This is a genomic window from Klebsiella sp. YJ (assembly GCF_002108615.1).
In the GTDB taxonomy this organism is placed as follows: domain Bacteria; phylum Pseudomonadota; class Gammaproteobacteria; order Enterobacterales; family Enterobacteriaceae; genus Klebsiella; species Klebsiella planticola.
Genome location: NZ_MTEG01000007.1, coordinates 256,723 through 275,392 on the forward strand (window position 1 = coordinate 256,723; position 18,670 = coordinate 275,392).

The 18,670-nt window shown below is 53.1% G+C and carries 19 protein-coding genes and 1 other RNA gene; 4 read left to right on the forward strand and 16 right to left on the reverse strand.

The window, feature by feature from the left end; all coding sequences use genetic code 11:
* The first annotated feature begins 134 nt into the window (after positions 1-134).
* From zapA to BV390_RS10100, 3 genes are all read left to right on the forward strand, one after another.
* Positions 135-464 carry a cell division protein ZapA gene (zapA, locus tag BV390_RS10090; RefSeq protein WP_004867406.1) on the forward strand — a complete coding sequence of 110 codons (330 nt, stop codon included), beginning with the start codon at positions 135-137 and terminating at the stop codon, positions 462-464.
* Positions 465-505: 41 nt separating this feature from the next.
* A non-coding RNA gene (gene ssrS, locus BV390_RS10095) (6S RNA) lies at positions 506-689 on the forward strand.
* A 121-nt stretch (positions 690-810) separates the two neighbouring features.
* Positions 811-1,410: a 5-formyltetrahydrofolate cyclo-ligase gene (locus tag BV390_RS10100; RefSeq protein WP_032696670.1), complete on the forward strand. Its 600-nt coding sequence runs from the start codon at positions 811-813 to the stop codon at positions 1,408-1,410.
* 1 nt (position 1,411) lies between these two features.
* Here BV390_RS10100 and BV390_RS10105 read toward each other — a convergent pair whose 3' ends face one another.
* The 3 genes from BV390_RS10105 to rpiA form a co-directional block, all read right to left on the reverse strand.
* Positions 1,412-2,026, reverse strand: coding sequence for a DUF2238 domain-containing protein (locus BV390_RS10105; RefSeq protein ID WP_032698811.1), 615 nt, complete (start codon positions 2,024-2,026; stop codon positions 1,412-1,414).
* A gap of 33 nt (positions 2,027-2,059) precedes the next feature.
* Entirely contained in the window at positions 2,060-3,292 is a 1,233-nt protein-coding gene (gene serA / locus BV390_RS10110; RefSeq protein ID WP_032690800.1) for a phosphoglycerate dehydrogenase, read from the reverse strand.
* Between the two features lie 267 nt (positions 3,293-3,559).
* Positions 3,560-4,219 (reverse strand): ribose-5-phosphate isomerase RpiA, encoded by a 660-nt coding sequence (rpiA, locus tag BV390_RS10115; protein ID WP_004867416.1) that lies wholly within the window; start codon positions 4,217-4,219, stop codon positions 3,560-3,562.
* A gap of 167 nt (positions 4,220-4,386) precedes the next feature.
* On the opposite strand from rpiA, the gene argP reads away from it, so the two are divergent.
* Positions 4,387-5,280, forward strand: a complete 894-nt coding sequence (gene argP, locus BV390_RS10120; RefSeq protein WP_004867418.1) for a DNA-binding transcriptional regulator ArgP — start codon at positions 4,387-4,389, stop codon at positions 5,278-5,280.
* A 52-nt stretch (positions 5,281-5,332) separates the two neighbouring features.
* Here the strand turns inward: argP and BV390_RS10125 are convergent, their stop codons facing one another.
* The 13 genes from BV390_RS10125 to BV390_RS10185 all read right to left on the reverse strand — a co-directional run.
* On the reverse strand, positions 5,333-6,094 hold the full coding sequence (locus BV390_RS10125) for an oxidative stress defense protein (RefSeq protein WP_015585769.1): 762 nt from the start codon (positions 6,092-6,094) through the stop codon (positions 5,333-5,335).
* A gap of 85 nt (positions 6,095-6,179) precedes the next feature.
* Positions 6,180-6,821: an arginine exporter ArgO gene (gene argO, locus BV390_RS10130; RefSeq protein WP_032690799.1), complete on the reverse strand. Its 642-nt coding sequence runs from the start codon at positions 6,819-6,821 to the stop codon at positions 6,180-6,182.
* A 149-nt stretch (positions 6,822-6,970) separates the two neighbouring features.
* Positions 6,971-7,828, reverse strand: coding sequence for a small-conductance mechanosensitive channel MscS (gene mscS, locus BV390_RS10135; protein ID WP_032698022.1), 858 nt, complete (start codon positions 7,826-7,828; stop codon positions 6,971-6,973).
* A gap of 188 nt (positions 7,829-8,016) precedes the next feature.
* Positions 8,017-9,096 (reverse strand): class II fructose-bisphosphate aldolase, encoded by a 1,080-nt coding sequence (gene fbaA / locus BV390_RS10140; RefSeq protein ID WP_004867428.1) that lies wholly within the window; start codon positions 9,094-9,096, stop codon positions 8,017-8,019.
* A gap of 195 nt (positions 9,097-9,291) precedes the next feature.
* Entirely contained in the window at positions 9,292-10,455 is a 1,164-nt protein-coding gene (gene pgk, locus BV390_RS10145) for a phosphoglycerate kinase (protein WP_032690798.1), read from the reverse strand.
* A 77-nt stretch (positions 10,456-10,532) separates the two neighbouring features.
* On the reverse strand, positions 10,533-11,552 hold the full coding sequence (epd, locus tag BV390_RS10150; RefSeq protein ID WP_015585767.1) for an erythrose-4-phosphate dehydrogenase: 1,020 nt from the start codon (positions 11,550-11,552) through the stop codon (positions 10,533-10,535).
* 287 nt (positions 11,553-11,839) lie between these two features.
* Positions 11,840-12,550, reverse strand: coding sequence for a nucleoside/nucleotide kinase family protein (locus BV390_RS10155; protein ID WP_032698024.1), 711 nt, complete (start codon positions 12,548-12,550; stop codon positions 11,840-11,842).
* On the reverse strand, positions 12,547-13,056 hold the full coding sequence (locus tag BV390_RS10160) for an MltR family transcriptional regulator (protein ID WP_016154381.1): 510 nt from the start codon (positions 13,054-13,056) through the stop codon (positions 12,547-12,549). The genes BV390_RS10155 and BV390_RS10160 overlap by 4 nt, the downstream gene beginning before the upstream one ends.
* A 15-nt stretch (positions 13,057-13,071) precedes the next feature.
* Positions 13,072-14,043, reverse strand: coding sequence for a class II fructose-bisphosphatase (gene glpX, locus BV390_RS10165; RefSeq protein ID WP_032698809.1), 972 nt, complete (start codon positions 14,041-14,043; stop codon positions 13,072-13,074).
* Positions 14,040-15,317, reverse strand: coding sequence for a zinc-binding dehydrogenase (locus BV390_RS10170; protein ID WP_032698808.1), 1,278 nt, complete (start codon positions 15,315-15,317; stop codon positions 14,040-14,042). The genes glpX and BV390_RS10170 overlap by 4 nt, the downstream gene beginning before the upstream one ends.
* 24 nt (positions 15,318-15,341) lie before the next feature.
* Positions 15,342-16,721, reverse strand: coding sequence for a PTS mannitol transporter subunit IICB (locus BV390_RS10175; RefSeq protein WP_032698807.1), 1,380 nt, complete (start codon positions 16,719-16,721; stop codon positions 15,342-15,344).
* A 27-nt stretch (positions 16,722-16,748) separates the two neighbouring features.
* Complete coding sequence (gene cmtB, locus BV390_RS10180; RefSeq protein ID WP_032698028.1) at positions 16,749-17,192, reverse strand: PTS mannitol transporter subunit IIA; 444 nt, start codon at positions 17,190-17,192, stop codon at positions 16,749-16,751.
* 309 nt (positions 17,193-17,501) lie between these two features.
* Positions 17,502-18,670: transketolase-like TK C-terminal-containing protein (locus tag BV390_RS10185; protein ID WP_304442478.1), on the reverse strand; the 1,169-nt coding region annotated here is incomplete at its 5' end.

The following is an 18,670-nucleotide window of genomic DNA, read 5'->3' on the forward strand; positions in this document are numbered from 1 at the left end:
GGTATGCTACCACTTTGGACCCTGGTGAACCAGAATAGGGCTTGTACCTTCGCACCAGGGTAGCTATAGTGTCGCCCCTTTGCAGTCCCGGATTCGGGTGTGAAGGCCGCGCAGTCAATCAGCAGGAAGGTGGCATGTCTGCACAACCCGTCGATCTCCAAATTTTTGGCCGTTCACTCCGCGTGAATTGCCCGCCTGAACAAAGGGATGCCTTGAATCAGGCAGCTGATGACCTGAATCAGCGGTTGCAAGATTTAAAAGAACGCACTAGAGTCACAAATACTGAGCAGCTGGTCTTCATCGCCGCGTTGAACATCAGCTATGAGTTGACTCAGGAAAAAGCGAAAACCCGCGATTACGCCTCCAGCATGGAACAGCGTATTCGGATGCTACAGCAGACCATCGAACAAGCGCTGCTTGAGCAAGGTCGCATAAGCGAAAGAACCGGGCCGAAGTTTGAATAACACTTTGCAGTTAACTGTGTTAGAGTAAGCGCAAGAACAAAATTTCTCTGAGATGTTTGCAAGCGGGCCAGTCCCCTGAGCCGATATTTCATACCACAAGAATGTGGCGCTCCATGGTTGGTGAGCATGCTCGGTCCGTCCGAGAAGCCTTAAAACTGTGACGACGCATTCACCTTGAACCAAGGGTTCAAGGGTTACAGCCTGCGGCGGCATCTCGGAGATTCCCTTCTTTTCAGTTCCATCCCTCGTGCTTCCTTTTCGGTTTTTATCACCTTGTGTATTACACTACGCCTACAGGCAACTGACCCACGTATTATCGTGCTCATGCTAAATCAGGCGACCCGTCATGACTCAACTTTCTGACACGCAAACTACCCGACAGCTGATTCGTCAACAGATTCGCCAGCGACGACGCGCGCTGACGGCAGAACAGCAGGCGCAGTTCGCCCGCCAGGGTGCCGATCGCGTGATGGCATATCCGCCCGTCGCGCAGGCGCAAACCGTCGCCCTGTTTCTGTCATTTGATGGCGAACTCGATACCCGACCGCTGATTGATCGGCTGTGGCGGGCCGGCAAGCAGGTTTATCTGCCCGTACTCCACCCGTTCAGCCCGGGAAATCTGCTGTTTTTGCGCTATCACCCGCGCAGCGAACTGGTGACCAACCGGCTGAAAATCGACGAGCCGAAGCTCGATGTACGCGACGTCCTGCCGCTGGGCCGGCTCGATGTACTGATGGTCCCGCTGGTTGCCTTTGATACCGCCGGACAGCGGCTGGGGATGGGAGGCGGCTTCTACGACCGAACATTACAGAACTGGCAGGATTATTCCCTGCAGCCTGTTGGCTATGCCCACGATTGCCAGCAGGTCGACGCACTGCCCACTGAGCACTGGGATATTCCACTGCCCGCGGTGATTACCCCCTCGGCGCTGTGGCAGTGGCCATAAGCTATGGCGTACCGAGCTTCTTCAGTTGCCGGTTATGCCATCCGCTAAGTAACAAGATCGTCGTCAGCGCCCCCAGCAACGCGCAGAACATATCCGACTGCGTGTCCCACGGATCGCCCTGGGTGCCGAGAAAATCATCCGCCCCTTGCCCCATCGCCAGTGCCGCCCACCATTCGATAAGCTCGTAGGTGGCGCTGATCGCCAGCGCAATGCAGCACACCAGAAACGAGAGCATCTTGCGCCCGCGCACATAGCCGCCGCGCAGCAGAATTTCCCGCGCCGCCAGCGCCGGAACCAACCCCTGGAAAAAGTGGCCAAGCTTATCGTACGGATTACGACTTAAATTCAGCCACGCCTGCACATCAAATCCAATCGGCACTTTCGCATACGTATACATCCCCCCAACCATCAAAATAATGGCATGGAAGAAGATAAGCGTGTAGAGGAGCGGCGTGAGCGGGTAGCGTGAACGCGTCACAAGCAGCAGCGGAACGATGATAATGACCGGCGTCACTTCCATCAGCCAGGTGAGGCTATCGTGGGTGCCAAACCCCGTCCATGCCAGAATCAGCAACAGCAGGAAGACACCGGTATTCTGTAGCGATGTGCTCATCATGTAAAAGGATCCCCGCAGGGATCCTTGCGTCAATCAGAACAGCAGACGGGCGCGAATGGTGCCCGGAATCGCCTTCATGGCCTGCAGCGCCTGCTGGGCCACATCTTCTTCGGCCTCAATATCAATAACCACGTAGCCCATCTGCGGCGTGGTTTGCAGATACTGTGCTGCGATGTTGATGCTCTGCGCGGCAAAGATCTGGTTGATAGCGGTCAGCACGCCGGGACGGTTTTCGTGGATGTGCAGCAAACGACGACCGCCGTGCAGCGGCAGAGAAACTTCCGGGAAGTTCACCGCTGAAAGGGTCGAACCGTTATCGGAATACTTCGCCAGCTTACCGGCCACTTCCAGACCGATATTCTCCTGCGCTTCCTGAGTTGAGCCGCCGATGTGCGGCGTCAGGATCACGTTGTCAAACTCGCACAGCGGCGAGCTGAACGGATCGCTGTTGGTCGCCGGTTCGGTCGGGAACACATCAATCGCCGCGCCCGCCAGATGCTTACGCGCCAGGGCATCGCACAGCGCCGGGATATCCACGACCGTACCGCGCGAGGCGTTGATCAACAGCGCGCCGGGTTTCATCAGCGCCAGCTCTTGCGCGCCCATCATATTTTTGGTGGAGGCGTTTTCCGGCACATGCAGACTGACCACATCGCTCATATTCAGCAGGTCGGAGAGGTGCTGGACCTGGGTAGCGTTGCCCAGCGGCAGTTTGCTTTCGATATCATAGAAATAGACGTGCATCCCCAGAGATTCAGCCAGAATACCCAGCTGCGTACCGATGTGCCCGTAACCGATGATCCCCAGTTTTTTGCCACGCGCTTCAAAACTGCCTACCGCCAGCTTGTTCCACACGCCGCGGTGCGCTTTCGCGTTAGCTTCCGGTACGCCGCGCAGCATCAGCAGCAGTTCGCCAATGACCAGCTCGGCAACGGAGCGGGTATTTGAGAACGGCGCATTGAAAACGGGAATCCCGCGTTTCGCTGCCGCGTCTAAATCAACCTGGTTGGTGCCGATGCAGAAACAGCCGACCGCCACCAGTTTTTCCGCGGCGGCGAAGATCTCTTCAGTCAGATGAGTACGGGAACGCAGGCCAATGAAATGGGCATCACGGATCGACGCTTTCAGCTCTTCGCTGTCCAGCGCGCCTTTATGAAATTCGATGTTGGTGTAGCCCGCCGCGCGGAGATTCTCCACCGCTTTTTGATGCACACCTTCAACCAGTAGAAACTTAATCTTGTCTTTTTCCAGTGATACCTTAGCCATTTCCCCGTCCTGTTTTGTCTTATCTGATGTCGTGCTGAACGAAAGTTCTTCTCAGCAACATATCAAAAAAAACTATCGCGGCAATATGAACGTTTGCGTCGACGACCTGAAGAAATATCACGCAGAGGGAAATGGCAGGACAAAACACCAGAAAGAAAAGAAAAGGTAGATTGTTACTAAGCCTGGTTGCATAAATGTGACAGAAGTCACCAAATTTGGCCTGGAGAAAAAATATTTGCGAGGGAGCCATTCGCTCCCCCGATTATATTATTTTACGATGGTTTTTACGCCATCGGCGGTTCCAATCAGTGCCACATCCGCTCCGCGGTTGGCAAACAGGCCGACGGTGACGACGCCAGGAATACCGTTAATTTTGTTTTCCAGAGCGATGGCATCAAGAATTTCCAGGCCGAAGACGTCAAGAATCACGTTACCGTTATCGGTCACCACCCCCTGGCGATACTCCGGACGGCCGCCCAGCTTCACCAGCTCGCGCGCGACAGCGCTACGCGCCATCGGAATGACTTCGACCGGCAGCGGGAATTTGCCCAGAATATCCACCTGCTTGGAGGCATCGGCGATGCAGATAAACTTATCTGCTACCGAGGCGATAATCTTTTCGCGAGTTAACGCCGCCCCACCGCCTTTGATCATCTGCATATGGCCATTAATCTCGTCGGCGCCATCAACATAGATCCCCAGGCGGTCAACGCTGTTCAGATCGAAAACCGGAATGCCAAGGCTTTTCAGTTTTTCGGTGGAGGCATCAGAGCTGGAGACCGCGCCTTCAATCTGCCCTTTCATGGTGCCCAGCGCATCGATAAAATGCGCGGCCGTGGAGCCCGTACCGACACCGACGATGGTGCCCGGTTGTACATACTGCAATGCCGCCCAGCCTACTGCTTTTTTCAGTTCATCTTGCGTCATGATTATGGTCCGAGATGTGAATACCTGTGGCGCATTATAGAACACCGGGAGGGGAATTGTCCCTGCGACAGGGTCACACAACTGAACAGACCATTTTTCATCTTCATCAAAAACGAATTTATGTCATAGTGCGAGTTAATGAAAAGTGATAGGGGTACGCCAGAATAATGAAACGACCGGACTACAGAACACTACAGGCGCTGGATGCGGTGATAAGAGAACGTGGGTTTGAGCGCGCCGCGCAGAAGCTCTGCATTACACAGTCCGCCGTCTCTCAGCGTATTAAACAGCTGGAAAATATGTTCGGCCAACCGCTGCTGGTGCGTACCGTGCCGCCGCGTCCGACCGAACAAGGGCAGAAACTGCTGGCCCTGCTGCGTCAGGTTGAGCTGCTGGAAGAGGAGTGGCTGGGCGATGAACAGACCGGCTCTACACCGCTGTTGCTGTCGCTGGCGGTCAACGCCGACAGTCTGGCCACCTGGCTGCTGCCCGCGCTGTCTAATGTCCTTTCCGACTCCCCTATCCGCCTCAATCTGCAGGTGGAGGATGAAACCCGCACTCAGGAACGCTTACGTCGCGGTGAAGTGGTCGGCGCGGTGAGTATTCAGCCGCAGGCGTTGCCGAGCTGCCTGGTGGATCAGCTCGGGGCGCTGGACTATCTGTTCGTCGCCTCGAAAGAGTTTGCGCAACGCTATTTCCCTAACGGCGTCACCCGCTCAGCGCTGCTGAAAGCGCCGGTTGTCGCTTTCGATCATCTGGATGATATGCATCAGGCGTTTTTACAGCAGAACTTCGATTTGCCGCCTGGCAGCGTCCCGTGCCATATCGTTAACTCTTCGGAAGCCTTTGTGCAGCTTGCGCGCCAGGGCACGACCTGCTGCATGATCCCGCATCTGCAGATTGAAAAAGAGCTCAACAGCGGCGAGCTTATCGACCTCACGCCGGGACTGTTTCAGCGGCGGATGCTCTACTGGCATCGCTTCGCGCCGGAAAGCCGGATGATGCGCCGGGTCACCGATGCGCTGATCGATTACGGTCACAAGGTACTGCGCCAGGACTAAGCGCGGGTAATAAAAAAGCCACTTCATCTGAAGTGGCTTTTTATTTTATGGCTTACTGTGCCGCATCAGGCTGCTTAGCCGGCGCTGCGGGGGCCGGGGCTGGCTGAGCGGGCTGCAGTTCAAAAACAACATCGACCTGATCGTCAAACTGAATGGTCGCCTGCTCGTAGGTTTCCTGTGCGGAAACCGGGGCCGCATCGGCAGCCTTCATCATGCGTACCATCGGGCTCGGCTGGTAGTTCGACACATGGTAGCGAACGCTATAAACCGGTCCCAGCTTGCTGTGGAAACCTGACGCCAGCTCTTGCGCCTGATGCACCGCGTCATCAATGGCCGCTTTACGCGCTTTGTCTTTATAGGCATCCGGTTGCGCAACGCCCAGCGAAACAGACCGCACTTCATTCAGACCCGCTTTCAGCGCGCCATCCAGCAAACCGTTCAGCTTGTCCAGCTGGCGCAACGTCACTTCGACGGTGCGCACCGCACGATAGCCTTTCAGGATGCTTTTGCCATTCTGATAGTCGTAATCAGGCTGGGTGCGCAGGTTGGCTGAGTTAATATCTTTTTTGGCGATGCCGTTCTTTTCGAGGAAAGAGAGATACTGCGCCACGCGATCGTCGGCCTGCTTTTTCGCCGACGCGGCGTCTTTCGCGGCAACATTCACTTCAATTGCCAGGGTGGCGATATCCGGCACAGCGGCTACGCTGGCGGTCCCCGAAGTCACAATATGCGGGCCATTCGGCAATTCATTTGCCTGTACTGCCATCGCGCTCAATCCGATTGCTGCCGCCAGGGCCATGAGTTTTAACTTCACTGTCGTTTCTCCATCTTACATTGGGTCGCCCGTCTACGGACGCATGTCTGCAAGCTTAACGCGTCCGCGGAGAAAGTCCATCGGACTAAGCCTGGTAAAACAGAGCCTGGACATGCTGGAGACCGTCTTTCGCCAGCTGCAGCGCAATAAACCACATCACCAGGCCGACCAGCACATTAATAATCCGCTGCGCTCGCGCGGTACGTAAGCGTGGCGCCAGCCACGCTGCCAGCAGGGCCAGTCCAAAGAACCACAGGAATGATGCGCTAATGGTGCCTAAGGCAAACCAGCGCTTTGGCTCCACGGCCAGCTGCCCTCCCAGGCTGCCCAGCACGACGAAAGTATCGAGATAGACATGCGGGTTAAGCCAGGTAACCGCCAGCATGGTGACGATAATTTTCCAGCGTCCCTGCTTCATGACTTCCGCACTGGCCAGTTCCAGGTTGCTGCTCAGCGCCGTTCTCAAGGCGCCGAAACCATACCAGAGCAGAAAGGCCACGCCTCCCCAGGTGACCAGCGCCAGCAGCCACGGCGACTGCATCAGCAACGCGCTACCGCCAAAAATACCGGCGCAAATCAGCAGCAGATCGCTCAACGCGCACAGCAACGCGATCATCAAATGATACTGCCGGCGAATCCCCTGATTCATCACAAACGCATTTTGCGGACCGAGCGGCAAAATCATAGCCGCTCCCAGGGCAAGCCCCTGAAAGTAATACGATAACATGGTGTTTTTTCCGGTAGGTCGTTAATGCCGGGGAATATAGCGCGATAAAATCATTAGAGGAAATTGAAAATTTTAATCATTAATAAGTTTAACTAATACAGCAGTAGCAATAAAGGCCAGCATCGCTGGCCTCTGGATCAGCGGCTGAATTACTCCACTTTCTCCTGCGGACGAACCATATGAACATCCATCTGCGGGTACGGGAAGCTGATGCCGTTAGCGTCAAACTCGCGTTTAATACGCTCCAGCACATCCCAGTATACGCTTTGCAGATCGCTGCTCAGACTCCAGACGCGCACCACATAGTTCACCGACGACGCCCCCAGTTCATGCAGACGTACGGTCATTTCGCGATCTTTGAGAATACGATCTTCCGATTCGATAATACGGGTGAGCAGTTGCTTGACCTTGTCGATATCGGCATCGTAGGACACGCCGATAATAAATTCGTTGCGCCGCGCCGGCTCACGGGAAAAGTTAATGATATTACCGGCGATAATTTTACCGTTCGGAACCACCACAATTTTACCGTCTGCCGTACGCATGGTCGTAGAGAAAATCTGCACGCTCAGTACCGTACCGGCGACGCCGCCGAGATCGACATACTCACCCGCGCGGAACGGGCGGAACATCACCAGCAGTACGCCAGCGGCCAGGTTAGACAGCGATCCTTGCAGCGCCAGACCTACGGCTAAACCGGCGGCACCGAGGACGGCGATCACCGATGCCGTCTGCACGCCTACGCGGCCTAATGCGGCAATCAGGGTGAACGCGACAACGGCATAGCGTACCAGGGCGGACAGAAAATCGGCAACGGTCGCATCAATCTTACGCGCCAGCATCAGTCGGTTCACCGTATTAGAGATGACCCGTGCCACAATCATACCGACGATAATAATCGCGATAGCGGCAACGATATTGACGGCATAGCTCAGCAGTAATTCCTGATTGCGCACCAGCCAGGAACTGGCGTTGTGTAGGCTATCGCCAACGTTCAACTCTTCCATTTAATCTTCCTTATGAATACCCGTAGGGGGAATAAAAAACCCAACCTGTACAGCGACAGGTTAACTAAGGGTAAACAATATGCACATGATTTGCCAAGTTGATCACAATTCTCAGCGAGATATCGCGTTGTTCAGCCATAAAAAAAGCCCGCTATTCAGCGGGCTTTCTGGCAAGAAACAGACGTTTCTTACAGAACGTCGATCGCGTTCAGCTCTTTAAATGCCTGCTCCAGACGCGTCACCATGGACGTCTGTGCAGCACGCAGCCATACGCGCGGATCGTAGTATTTCTTGTTCGGCTGGTCTTCGCCTTTCGGGTTGCCCAGCTGGCCCTGCAGGTAAGCTTCGTTGGTTTTGTAGTACTGCAGGATACCGTCCCAGGTTGCCCATTGGGTATCGGTATCGATGTTCATTTTGATAACGCCGTAGCTTACGGAGTCTTTGATTTCCTGAGCGGAAGAACCGGAACCGCCGTGGAAGACGAAGTTCAGGCTGTTGTGCGGCAGGTTGTGTTTCTTAGAAACATATTCCTGAGAATCGCGCAGGATGGTCGGAGTCAGCACGACGTTACCCGGCTTGTACACGCCGTGTACGTTACCGAAGGAAGCCGCGATAGTGAAACGCGGGCTGATTTTGCTCAGTTCAGTGTACGCGTAATCAACGTCTTCCGGCTGAGTGTACAGGGCAGAAGCGTCCATGTGGCTGTTGTCCACGCCGTCTTCTTCGCCACCGGTGCAACCCAGTTCGATTTCCAGAGTCATGTCCATTTTGGCCATGCGCGCCAGATATTTAGAGCAGATTTCGATGTTTTCGTGCAGAGACTCTTCAGACAGGTCAATCATGTGAGAAGAGAACAGCGGTTTGCCGGTAGCAGCGAAGTGTTTTTCACCCGCGTCCAGCAGGCCGTCGATCCACGGCAGCAGTTTCTTCGCGCAGTGGTCGGTGTGCAGAATAACCGGCACGCCGTAGTGTGCAGCCATCTGGTGAACGTGATGTGCGCCAGAGATAGCACCCAGGATTGCTGCGCCCTGAGGAACGTCAGTTTTCACGCCTTTGCCCGCGATAAACGCTGCGCCGCCGTTGGAGAACTGAACGATAACCGGAGAACGAACTTTTGCAGCAGCTTCCAGAACGGCGTTGATGGAGTCAGTACCCACACAGTTAACCGCTGGCAGAGCAAAGTTATTTTCTTTAGCTACCTGGAACACTTTCTGAACGTCATCACCAGTGATCACGCCAGGTTTTACGAAATCAAAAATTTTAGACATGTTACGTAGTCCTGTATCTTCGGCCGTTTATGCTCGCCATCATTCGTGCGGCAGTCCTCTGGCTTACCTCGCTTACCCCGGTTACGTAAGAACCTGGCGTTCGCGCTGTCGCCACCTTCCGGCAACACGAATTATTTAGAGCAACAAATTGAATTTTATTTGCAAAACAGGCGGGATTTCCCCGCCTGATCAGACTTACTTCTTAGCGCGCTCTTCAAGCATAGCTACTGCTGGCAGGACTTTACCTTCCACGAATTCGAGGAATGCGCCGCCGCCAGTGGAGATGTAGGAAATTTTGTCCGCAATGCCGAACAGGTCAATCGCTGCCAGGGTGTCACCACCGCCAGCGATGGAGAAACCTTCGCTGTCAGCGATGGCGTTAGCCACGATTTCAGTCCCTTTACGGAAGTTCGGGAATTCGAATACGCCAACCGGACCATTCCACAGAATAGTTTTAGCGTTTTTCAGGATATCAGCCAGTTTCTGTGCAGAAACATCGCCCAGGTCCAGGATCTGCTCGTCATCTTTGATGTCGTTAACAGATTTCAGCGTCGCGGTCGCCGTTTCGGAGAACTCAGTTGCCACGCGAACGTCGGTCGGAACCGGGATATCGCAGGTGGTCAGCAGGCGTTTCGCTTCGTCAACCAGGTCAGCTTCGTACAGGGATTTACCCACGTTGTGGCCCTGAGCGGCAACGAAGGTGTTGGCGATGCCACCACCGACGATCAGCTGGTCAGCGATTTTAGACAGGGAATCCAGAACGGTCAGTTTGGTGGAAACTTTAGAACCACCTACGATGGCAACCATCGGGCGAGCCGGTTCTTTCAGCGCTTTACCCAGCGCGTCCAGTTCGGCGGCCAGCAGCGGGCCTGCGCACGCAACATCGGCGAATTTACCGATACCGTGGGTAGAGGCCTGCGCACGGTGTGCAGTACCGAAGGCGTCCATGACGAACACGTCGCACAGCGCCGCGTATTTTTTGGACAGCGCTTCGTCGTCTTTCTTCTCGCCTTTGTTGAAGCGAACGTTTTCCAGAACAACCAGTTCACCGGCTGCAACTTCAACGCCATCCAGGTAATCTTTAACCAGACGTACCGGGTTAGACAGTTTGTCTTTCAGGTAATTAACAACCGGCAGCAGAGAGAATTCTTCGTTGTACTCGCCTTCGGTCGGACGACCCAGGTGAGAAGTGACCATCACTTTAGCACCCTGTTTCAGCGCCAGCTCAATGGTCGGCAGAGAAGCACGGATACGCGCGTCGCTGGTTACTTTCCCGTCTTTGACTGGTACGTTCAGATCGGCACGGATAAAAACGCGTTTACCAGCCAGATCCAGATCGGTCATCTTAATTACAGACATGGTGAATCCTCTCAATGATTCTTAAAGTTTTGCAGACGCCATACGCTCCATCGCGAACAATGTTGCGCAGGGATGTCTCACCTGAAACCAATAACGGCCATCGCTAACGTCGTGTCGAGCATCCGGTTAGCAAAGCCCCATTCATTATCACACCAGACCAATGTTTTGATCAGATGAGCACCACTGACTCGGGTTTGGGTGCCATCAACGATGGCGCTATGCGGGTCGTGGTTGAAATCTATCGAGACCAACGGCAATTCCGTATAGTCAACTATACCATGAAATGCACCTTGTGCTGCTTTTTGCAGCAACTGGTTGACTTCATTAGCCTTTACAGGTTTTTTCACCGTCACGCTAAGGTCAATCGCCGTCACATTAATCGTCGGTACGCGGACCGCAATCGCCTCGAAACGATCATTAAACTGCGGGAAAATTCGCGTGATCCCCGCAGAGAGTTTGGTATCAACCGGAATAATCGACTGGCTGGCCGCGCGCGTACGGCGCAGATCCGGATGATAAGCGTCGATCACCTGTTGATCGTGCATGGCGGAGTGGATTGTCGTTACCGTTCCTGACTCAATGCCGTAGGCATCATCTAACAGTTTTATGACCGGGATAATGCAGTTGGTCGTGCAGGAGGCGTTGGAGACAATACGGTGCTCCGTACGCAACTCATCATGGTTCACGCCAAATACAACGGTCGCGTCGAGATCGCTGCTGCCGGGATGGGAAAAGAGCACTTTCTTTGCCCCTGCCCGAATATGGGCTTCGCCATGCTCACGGCTGCCGTAAACACCGGTGCAATCGAGAACAATATCAACCGCCAGCTCCTGCCAGGGCAGCGCCTCAATCGAAGGTTCATGCAGCAGGCGTATGGCATCATCGCCGACATACAGCTGCTCTCTCTCCTGGCGAACATCCCAGGCAAAGCGCCCATGGCTGGTGTCATATTTCAACAAATGCGCGATGCCCGCGGCATCCGCCAGCTCGTTGATTGCCACCACGGTAATTTCCGCACGACGCCCGGATTCATATAAAGCGCGAACCACGTTGCGTCCTATGCGACCGAAGCCATTAATCGCGATGCGTATGGTCATAGGTCTCCTGCAAGGTTGTCCCTGATTTGAGATGGCTGACAGAGTAATCCAGCCACGCCCGAAGGGAAACCTTACCCGTCGCAAACTGCGACTGATTGATTAATTGTCGAACATTTAATCGACTGAAACGCTTCAGCTAGAATAAGCGAATCAGGGAATAAAAGGAATGACTGTCCAGCCAAAGAAGACAGTTATCTGACGTACGTCACATTTTACCTACTGAGACGGGGGGCAATTATCCCAGTAAGTCGTAATAATCATTACGGCATAACTGGAATAATTTACCTTCACGCAATCCGATACTCACCTGATTCCAGCATCTCCAGCGTCAGGTCGCCAGGCCGGCTAGTTTCCAGGACCCGACGAACATTCGGTCCGTCGGTACGCTCATAAAATGCCTCAGCATCAGCTCGCGATAATCCACCAGCCAGTTTACGGCCCACCAGTCGTGTACGAAGCGCATTGGCTGGGGCGCGAATAAACAGCGAGTAATCACAAAACGCAGCTAACGCTCGCCATCTTTCGTCATCGCGCAATAACCAGTTTCCTTCCACAATCACAATCGGCGCCGTCACTGTGATGGCCGCTTCTACCGGATCATGCTTTTGCCGGTCATATTGCGGCCAGCATCCTTCCCCTTCCCTTATCTGGCGCAGATTCTGCGCAAGTTTCCCCACATCAAAGGTTTCCGGCGCACCTTTGTAGGCCCGCAGATTATGGGTATCCAGCCAGCTGTTATAATGATGGAAGCCATCCATCGGCAGCGTCTGGATCTCCGGCAAGCAAGGATCATGGCGAGAGAGGTATTCCCAGAAACTTGTCAGCGTCGATTTACCCGTCCCCGGCGGTGCGCTGAGAAAAACGATCGTTCGTCGCTGCGGGTTAGCGGCATGTATTTTTGACAGCTGCTGCAATAACGGTTTGTGAACGTTCTGTATCTCATCATCCTGGTAATGTGCTTCAACCTGGAGCCCATTCACCGTTAGTTCGATTTTCACGGCGTTAATTCCTTTAAAATCGCCGTCACTGCCAGCGTCATTGCCGTCTTGACCATTGCGCTAAAGCGCACTTCAGACCACGCAGCAAAGTCAGCAAACTTCATCGACTCCAGCGCACCATAAAGGGTCGCGTTGCGGGTGATACTGTTGACGTTGCTGACAAAATCCCAGGTAATGTCATCGGCAAAACCGGGGATATTATCCTGCTCGTTCAGGTACTGATAAAACTGAGAAAAATGAGTAATGTCGGCATAAAGCCACTTATCCATTTTCCCCAGCGCATAAATCAGACGTAACGCAACGTCGATATCGTCAAGCGGCCCACTCTGGGCGAGTAACGGCTTCACTGCATATTCCACGATCTCTTCATCGTTATTGACGAACAGCGACGGTAGAAAGCGCTTAATGCCCTGGAGCAAAATGTTATGTGCCGTCGTCATAAACGAGAGTAAATTATTTTGAGCATCCAGTTGCTCAAGCACATCGTCTTCTGTCAGCGTCGTCATTCGTTTCTCGATGAATCACCATGAATGCAGGGAGTCTATTATATTACACGTTCGATCCGCGCCGCCGATCAGTAAAGTTTGCGTGCGCACACCATTCGCAACCTGTTGGATCCCTTTAACAAGATCGCCGCCCGTGACCCCCGTCGCGCTGAAAAGGATCTCATTTCCCCCTACCAGTTCGTCGAGCGTATAGATTCGGTTGATCTCAACGCCCATCTCCGCGCAGCGCTGACGTTCCTGGGTTGCAATCAGACGATGATCTGCGCTATCCCCTTTCGCTTCGCAAAAATCGATCAGCTCAGCCTGCATATCGCCCCTCAGCGCTTTAACCGCACAGGCTGAAATAACCCCTTCAGGCGCCCCGCCAATGGTATACATCAGGTCATAGGGATTATCTTGCATACAGGCCAGCACGCTGGCGGCAACATCGCCATCGGGCAGAGCAAAAACCTTGACGCCAAGTCGTGTCGCCTCAGCAATCGCCGGTTGAAGGCGCGGTTTATCCAGCGTCACCATACGCAGTCGCTCCAGCGGTTTGCCCAACGCCTCTGCTACATTACGCAGATTGTCTGCCAACGGCAGCGCCAGATTAATCGCCCCTTTGGCGCAGCGATTAACAACCAGTTTTCTCATGTACATATCTGGGGCGTGTAACAAACTGCCACGGGGTGCAAACGCCATGACGGCCAGGGCGTTGCTTTGCCCCATCGCCACCATTCGGGTTCCTTCGATAGGATCGACGGCGATATCAACCTCAGGCCCGACGCCGTTTCCCACCTCTTCACCAATCCACAGCATCGGGGCTCGATCAATCTCCCCTTCGCCAATGACGATTCGTCCACGGATGCCAATACTGTTCAATGCTTCCCGCATTGCCGTCACGGCCAGACCGTCAATCTTGTTTTTATCGCCGCACCCGGTTTGTGGCCAGGCGGCCAGCGCAGCCTGCTCCGTGATGCGAAATAGCGGCCATGCCAGCGACATCATATCGCCGCCTCCCCGATATCAACGCCAAAGTGCGCCAAAAGGTATTTTTCTGCCTTTTCATTCCAGATACCGTGCGTCTCTTCCACCAGCTGCGCCAGTTCTTTGAATAATGGGTCAGTTTTCCCTTTCTCCGCAAAATCAGCAATGGCAGTCAACGGCATGGTAACGCCGTTATATATAAGCTTTTTACCCCCGGGGATCGCAGGTAAATTCAGTACGGTTTCCGGAACCGCATCAAGGCCGCCAATATGCGTCACCATAAACGACGGTTGCAGCTGGCCGGTTGCACTGAGCGCAATTGCCTCTTTCATATCATCCGTTGAACCACCGGATGTCCCGACAACGTGAGTACTGTTGTAGTGCACGTTATAAAAATTAAACGGCACTTTGAAGTGACTGTCCGTAGGGCCGGCAAAGAAGTTCAGACAACCATCTTCCGCGAGCAAATCATCAGCCATTTCAATGACTGCAGGTACTGCCGCATACACAAAGATATCATCAAAACCTATGTCATTGGTTAACGCACGCAGCATCGCTGTCGGAGAGTCCATGCCGGAAGTATTCACATAGATAAGCTCAATCCCCTTTTCTGCCGCCAGCTCAACCGGCAACAGTTTTTTAGCCTGCGCCAGTCGCGCTTCGTCAATATCGACCACCACCACGCGTGACGGCTGAATACTGCCGTTAATGGCATAATCTATTGCGCCAATACCCATCGGCCCGGCGCAGGCCAGAAGGGCAATGCTTCCCCCCGGCTTAATCCCCATACGATGCTCATAGACGTAAGGCGTCGTATGATAGTTTGCGTTATAGGCGCCAATAATGCAGCACATCGGTTCTGCCAGTGAGGCGGCGGCAAAGTAAGATCCGTGGTAAGGCAAAACGCATCCCAGGTTAATCGCGACCTCCGGGATAATCATATATGTCGCATTGCCGCCAAAATATTCATAGCTGTACCCCGCTGAATAGCCACTTGGCAATCCCATCGCGGGTTGCAAAACAAAACGCTGACCTTTCTTATATTTATCCGTCAGGTTTTTTCCAACCTCAACAATGATACCTGCACATTCATGCCCGGTAATAACCGGATGATTTTCCAGATCGTCCGGTACGCGTTTATGATCGCTCCCTAAGGCTGCCGCTTTCCAGGTGGATAAACAAACGCTATCGGATATTACGCTGACTAATAATTCATTATCTGTAATGGCAGGCAGTTCAAACTCGCGGATACGAATATCCTGCTTGCCATATATGGCAGCAACTTTCGTTTTCATATTCACTCCAATAATAGAATAGGGTTAGTTCGCAGTAATGCGTTTAAATAAATCGTCCAACAGTGGGTCACCAATATAATTTTTAATCAGCACTAATGGCTTGTCACTCACACGTTTAACACGACCTTCAAGACTGGCATGGGTGACAATAATATCGGCATCTTGCGGAACGTTTTCGATGGCGTAATGCGTTACATTAATATTCAATCCCGCTTTTTCCAGACGTTTACGAAACGTGGTTGCCCCCATGGCACTAGAACCCATTCCCGCATCACAAACAAAAGCGACGCGTTTAATATTTTTATAAGAAAACTTACCTTCCTGCTTCATTGCCTTGACGGTTCTGGCTGATTCAGCGAAGCCATCTTCACTTTCTGTTTCGACGTTCTTTTCCATTTTCAGGATTAAAGAGGTAATAACAAAGGTGACAATCGTTCCCGCGGTGACTCCTGCAATAGTTGCGAGGAAAGAACCTTTTGGCGTTAATGCCAGGTAAGCGAATATTGAGCCGGGGCTCGGTCCTGCAACCAACCCACCGTTCAGCAGATAGAACACCCACGTCCCGGTCATTCCCCCGGCAATCATACCAATCAGGGTCAGAGGCTTCATCAACACATATGGGAAATACAGTTCATGAATACCACCGAGGAAGTGGATAATCATAGCGCCTGGCGCAGATTTCTTACTCATCCCCTTGCCAAAGATGGCAAAGCCAAGTAACAAACCTAACCCCGGTCCAGGGTTGGATGCCACCATGAAAAAAATCGATTTTCCCGTTTCTGAAGCTTGCTGCATTCCCAGCGGATAATACACGCCCTGATCGATGGCATTGTTCAGAAAGAGGATTTTTGCAGGCTCATTGATCACGGACAGCAACGGCAGATAACCCGCATGAACCAACGCTTCAATACACTCCTTCACAAAATTATTGGCAATGAGAACCGCTGGACCAATGACTTCAAACCCCAGCAAGCATAAAAGCATCCCCGCAATACCAAGTGAGAAGTTATTGATAACCATCTCGAACCCTGCAGGAATGCGTTTTTCCAGCAGCTGGTCAACATGCTTAATCACCCAACCGCCAAGCGGTCCCATCACCATCGCGCCAAGGAACATCGGGATATCCGCGCCCACAATCACGCCAATAGACCCAATACCTCCCATTACCGCGCCACGTTTCCCCCCCACCAGATGCCCCCCTGTGGAGCCAATCATGACGGGCAGTAAATAGGTAATCATCGGACCGACAATTTTGGCGAAATGCTCATTCGGCATCCAACCGGTAGGAATAAACAATGCGGTTATAAAACCCCAGGCAATAAAAGCGCCGATGTTGGGGATGACCATTGCAGTCAAAAACCCACCAAAAGCCTGGACTTTGGCACGAGCAGACTTGTTTTCCATAATAATATCCTGAAAGGAAACGGTTAATTATGCGTGGGCGATAATATCCGCCAATTGTTTCTCTGATTTAGCCGCTAACAACGCGGTCAGTACTTCCTCTTCACATAATAATTCGCTTAAGGCCTGAATAGCGCCAATGTGTGAATCTGCATTTGCCGCCGACAATCCGATTAATAATCGGACACCTTCATCATCTTCGGCAAATTTAACTTCCTGTTTGAGGAGTGTTAATGACATCCCGGTTTTTAACGCGCCACATTCCGGACGAGCGTGTGGCATGGCGACGCCAGGCGCTAAAATATAATAAGGGCCATTGTTAATCGTTGAATCTTTAATGGCCTGAATATAACCTGAATTGACATAATGATTAGCGAGTAAGGAAGACATAGAAAAGTCAATTGCCTCCTGCCAGTTCTTTGCGGAATTTTTTATTGAGATAGATGCTTCTGGAAAGTAATCAATCAGCCGCATATATTTTCCTTATTTTTAGGGTACGAGTGAGCGTTAAAAACAAAATACTCGAGCGGCAAAATGAAATCAATCGAGGAGAAAAACACATACAGCGCAGGATGCTTTTACATGAAGCCTTTAAAAACAATTAGTTGTTAACAAAAATATAAAAAGCAATACAAATTATGTGACGCGCATTACAAAACTCAAACATTGCTAAATATCATATTTGTGATTCAGATCTACAATATTGGGTTGCACAGACTTAAATAAATTTAATCCCATAAAAAACGGGCCGCCTGAGCGACCCGTTTTCACCTGTAAACGTAATTACAGCAGCGCTTTTGCCTTCGCAACCACGTTGTCGACGGTGAAGCCGAACTCTTCGAACAGCTGCTCTGCCGGCGCAGACTCACCGAAGGTGGTCATGCCAACGATAGCGCCATTCAGGCCCACGTATTTGAACCAGTAGTCGGCGATGCCGGCTTCGACGGCCACGCGAGCAGAGACCGCTTTCGGCAGCACCGATTCACGGTACGCCGCGTCCTGCTTGTCGAACGCGTCGGTGGACGGCATAGAGACCACGCGCGCCTTCACCCCTTCGGCCGTCAGTTTATCCCACGCGGCCACCGCCAGTTCGACTTCAGAACCGGTGGCGATGAAGATAAGCTCCGGCTGACCGGCGCAGTCTTTCAGCACGTAGCCACCGCGGGCGATGTTCGCCAGCTGCTCTGCAGTACGATCCTGCTGTGCCAGGTTCTGACGGGAGAGGATCAGCGCGGTCGGGCCGTCATGACGCTCAACGCCGTATTTCCACGCCACCGCCGATTCCACCTGGTCACACGGACGCCATGTGGACATGTTCGGGGTCACGCGCAGGGACGCCACCTGCTCTACCGGCTGGTGCGTCGGGCCATCTTCGCCCAGACCGATGGAGTCGTGGGTGTAGACCATCACCTGACGCTGTTTCATCAGCGCCGCCATACGCACCGCGTTACGCGCATATTCCACGAACATCAGGAAGGTGGAGGTGTACGGCAGGAAACCACCGTGCAGAGAGATCCCGTTGGCGATCGCGGTCATACCGAATTCACGCACGCCGTAATGAATATAGTTACCGGCGGTGTCTTCATTAATCGCTTTAGAACCAGACCACAGGGTCAGGTTGGATGGCGCCAGGTCAGCGGAGCCGCCGAGGAATTCCGGCAGCCACGGGCCAAACGCTTCAATCGCATTCTGCGACGCTTTACGGCTGGCGATTTTCGCCGGGTTAGCCTGCAGCTTCGCAATAAACTCGTTCGCTTTGGCGTCGAAGTCTGCCGGCATTTCGCCCTTCATACGACGGGTAAACTCAGCGGCTTCCTGCGGGAAGGCTTTGGCATACGCGGCGAACTTCTCGTTCCAGGCCGCTTCTTTCGCCTGACCGGCTTCTTTGGCATCCCACTGCGCATAGATATCAGACGGGATGTCGAAGGCCGGGTGTTTCCAGCCCAGGGCTT

What these genes read in the sequence shown, in the direction of transcription:
- cmtB (WP_032698028.1), bottom strand. Translation starts at nt 17,192, where the DNA reads ATGCGGCTGATTGATTACTTTCCAGAAGCATCTATCTCAATAAAAAAT.
- serA (WP_032690800.1), bottom strand. Translation starts at nt 3,292, where the DNA reads ATGGCTAAGGTATCACTGGAAAAAGACAAGATTAAGTTTCTACTGGTT.
- argO (WP_032690799.1), bottom strand. Translation starts at nt 6,821, where the DNA reads ATGTTATCGTATTACTTTCAGGGGCTTGCCCTGGGAGCGGCTATGATT.
- BV390_RS10160 (WP_016154381.1), bottom strand. Translation starts at nt 13,056, where the DNA reads ATGACGACGCTGACAGAAGACGATGTGCTTGAGCAACTGGATGCTCAA.
- pgk (WP_032690798.1), bottom strand. Translation starts at nt 10,455, where the DNA reads ATGTCTGTAATTAAGATGACCGATCTGGATCTGGCTGGTAAACGCGTT.
- zapA (WP_004867406.1), top strand. Translation starts at nt 135, where the DNA reads ATGTCTGCACAACCCGTCGATCTCCAAATTTTTGGCCGTTCACTCCGC.
- rpiA (WP_004867416.1), bottom strand. Translation starts at nt 4,219, where the DNA reads ATGACGCAAGATGAACTGAAAAAAGCAGTAGGCTGGGCGGCATTGCAG.
- glpX (WP_032698809.1), bottom strand. Translation starts at nt 14,043, where the DNA reads ATGATGTCGCTGGCATGGCCGCTATTTCGCATCACGGAGCAGGCTGCG.
- BV390_RS10170 (WP_032698808.1), bottom strand. Translation starts at nt 15,317, where the DNA reads ATGAAAACGAAAGTTGCTGCCATATATGGCAAGCAGGATATTCGTATC.
- epd (WP_015585767.1), bottom strand. Translation starts at nt 11,552, where the DNA reads ATGACCATACGCATCGCGATTAATGGCTTCGGTCGCATAGGACGCAAC.
- BV390_RS10175 (WP_032698807.1), bottom strand. Translation starts at nt 16,721, where the DNA reads ATGGAAAACAAGTCTGCTCGTGCCAAAGTCCAGGCTTTTGGTGGGTTT.
- argP (WP_004867418.1), top strand. Translation starts at nt 4,387, where the DNA reads ATGAAACGACCGGACTACAGAACACTACAGGCGCTGGATGCGGTGATA.
- BV390_RS10100 (WP_032696670.1), top strand. Translation starts at nt 811, where the DNA reads ATGACTCAACTTTCTGACACGCAAACTACCCGACAGCTGATTCGTCAA.
- BV390_RS10105 (WP_032698811.1), bottom strand. Translation starts at nt 2,026, where the DNA reads ATGATGAGCACATCGCTACAGAATACCGGTGTCTTCCTGCTGTTGCTG.
- fbaA (WP_004867428.1), bottom strand. Translation starts at nt 9,096, where the DNA reads ATGTCTAAAATTTTTGATTTCGTAAAACCTGGCGTGATCACTGGTGAT.
- mscS (WP_032698022.1), bottom strand. Translation starts at nt 7,828, where the DNA reads ATGGAAGAGTTGAACGTTGGCGATAGCCTACACAACGCCAGTTCCTGG.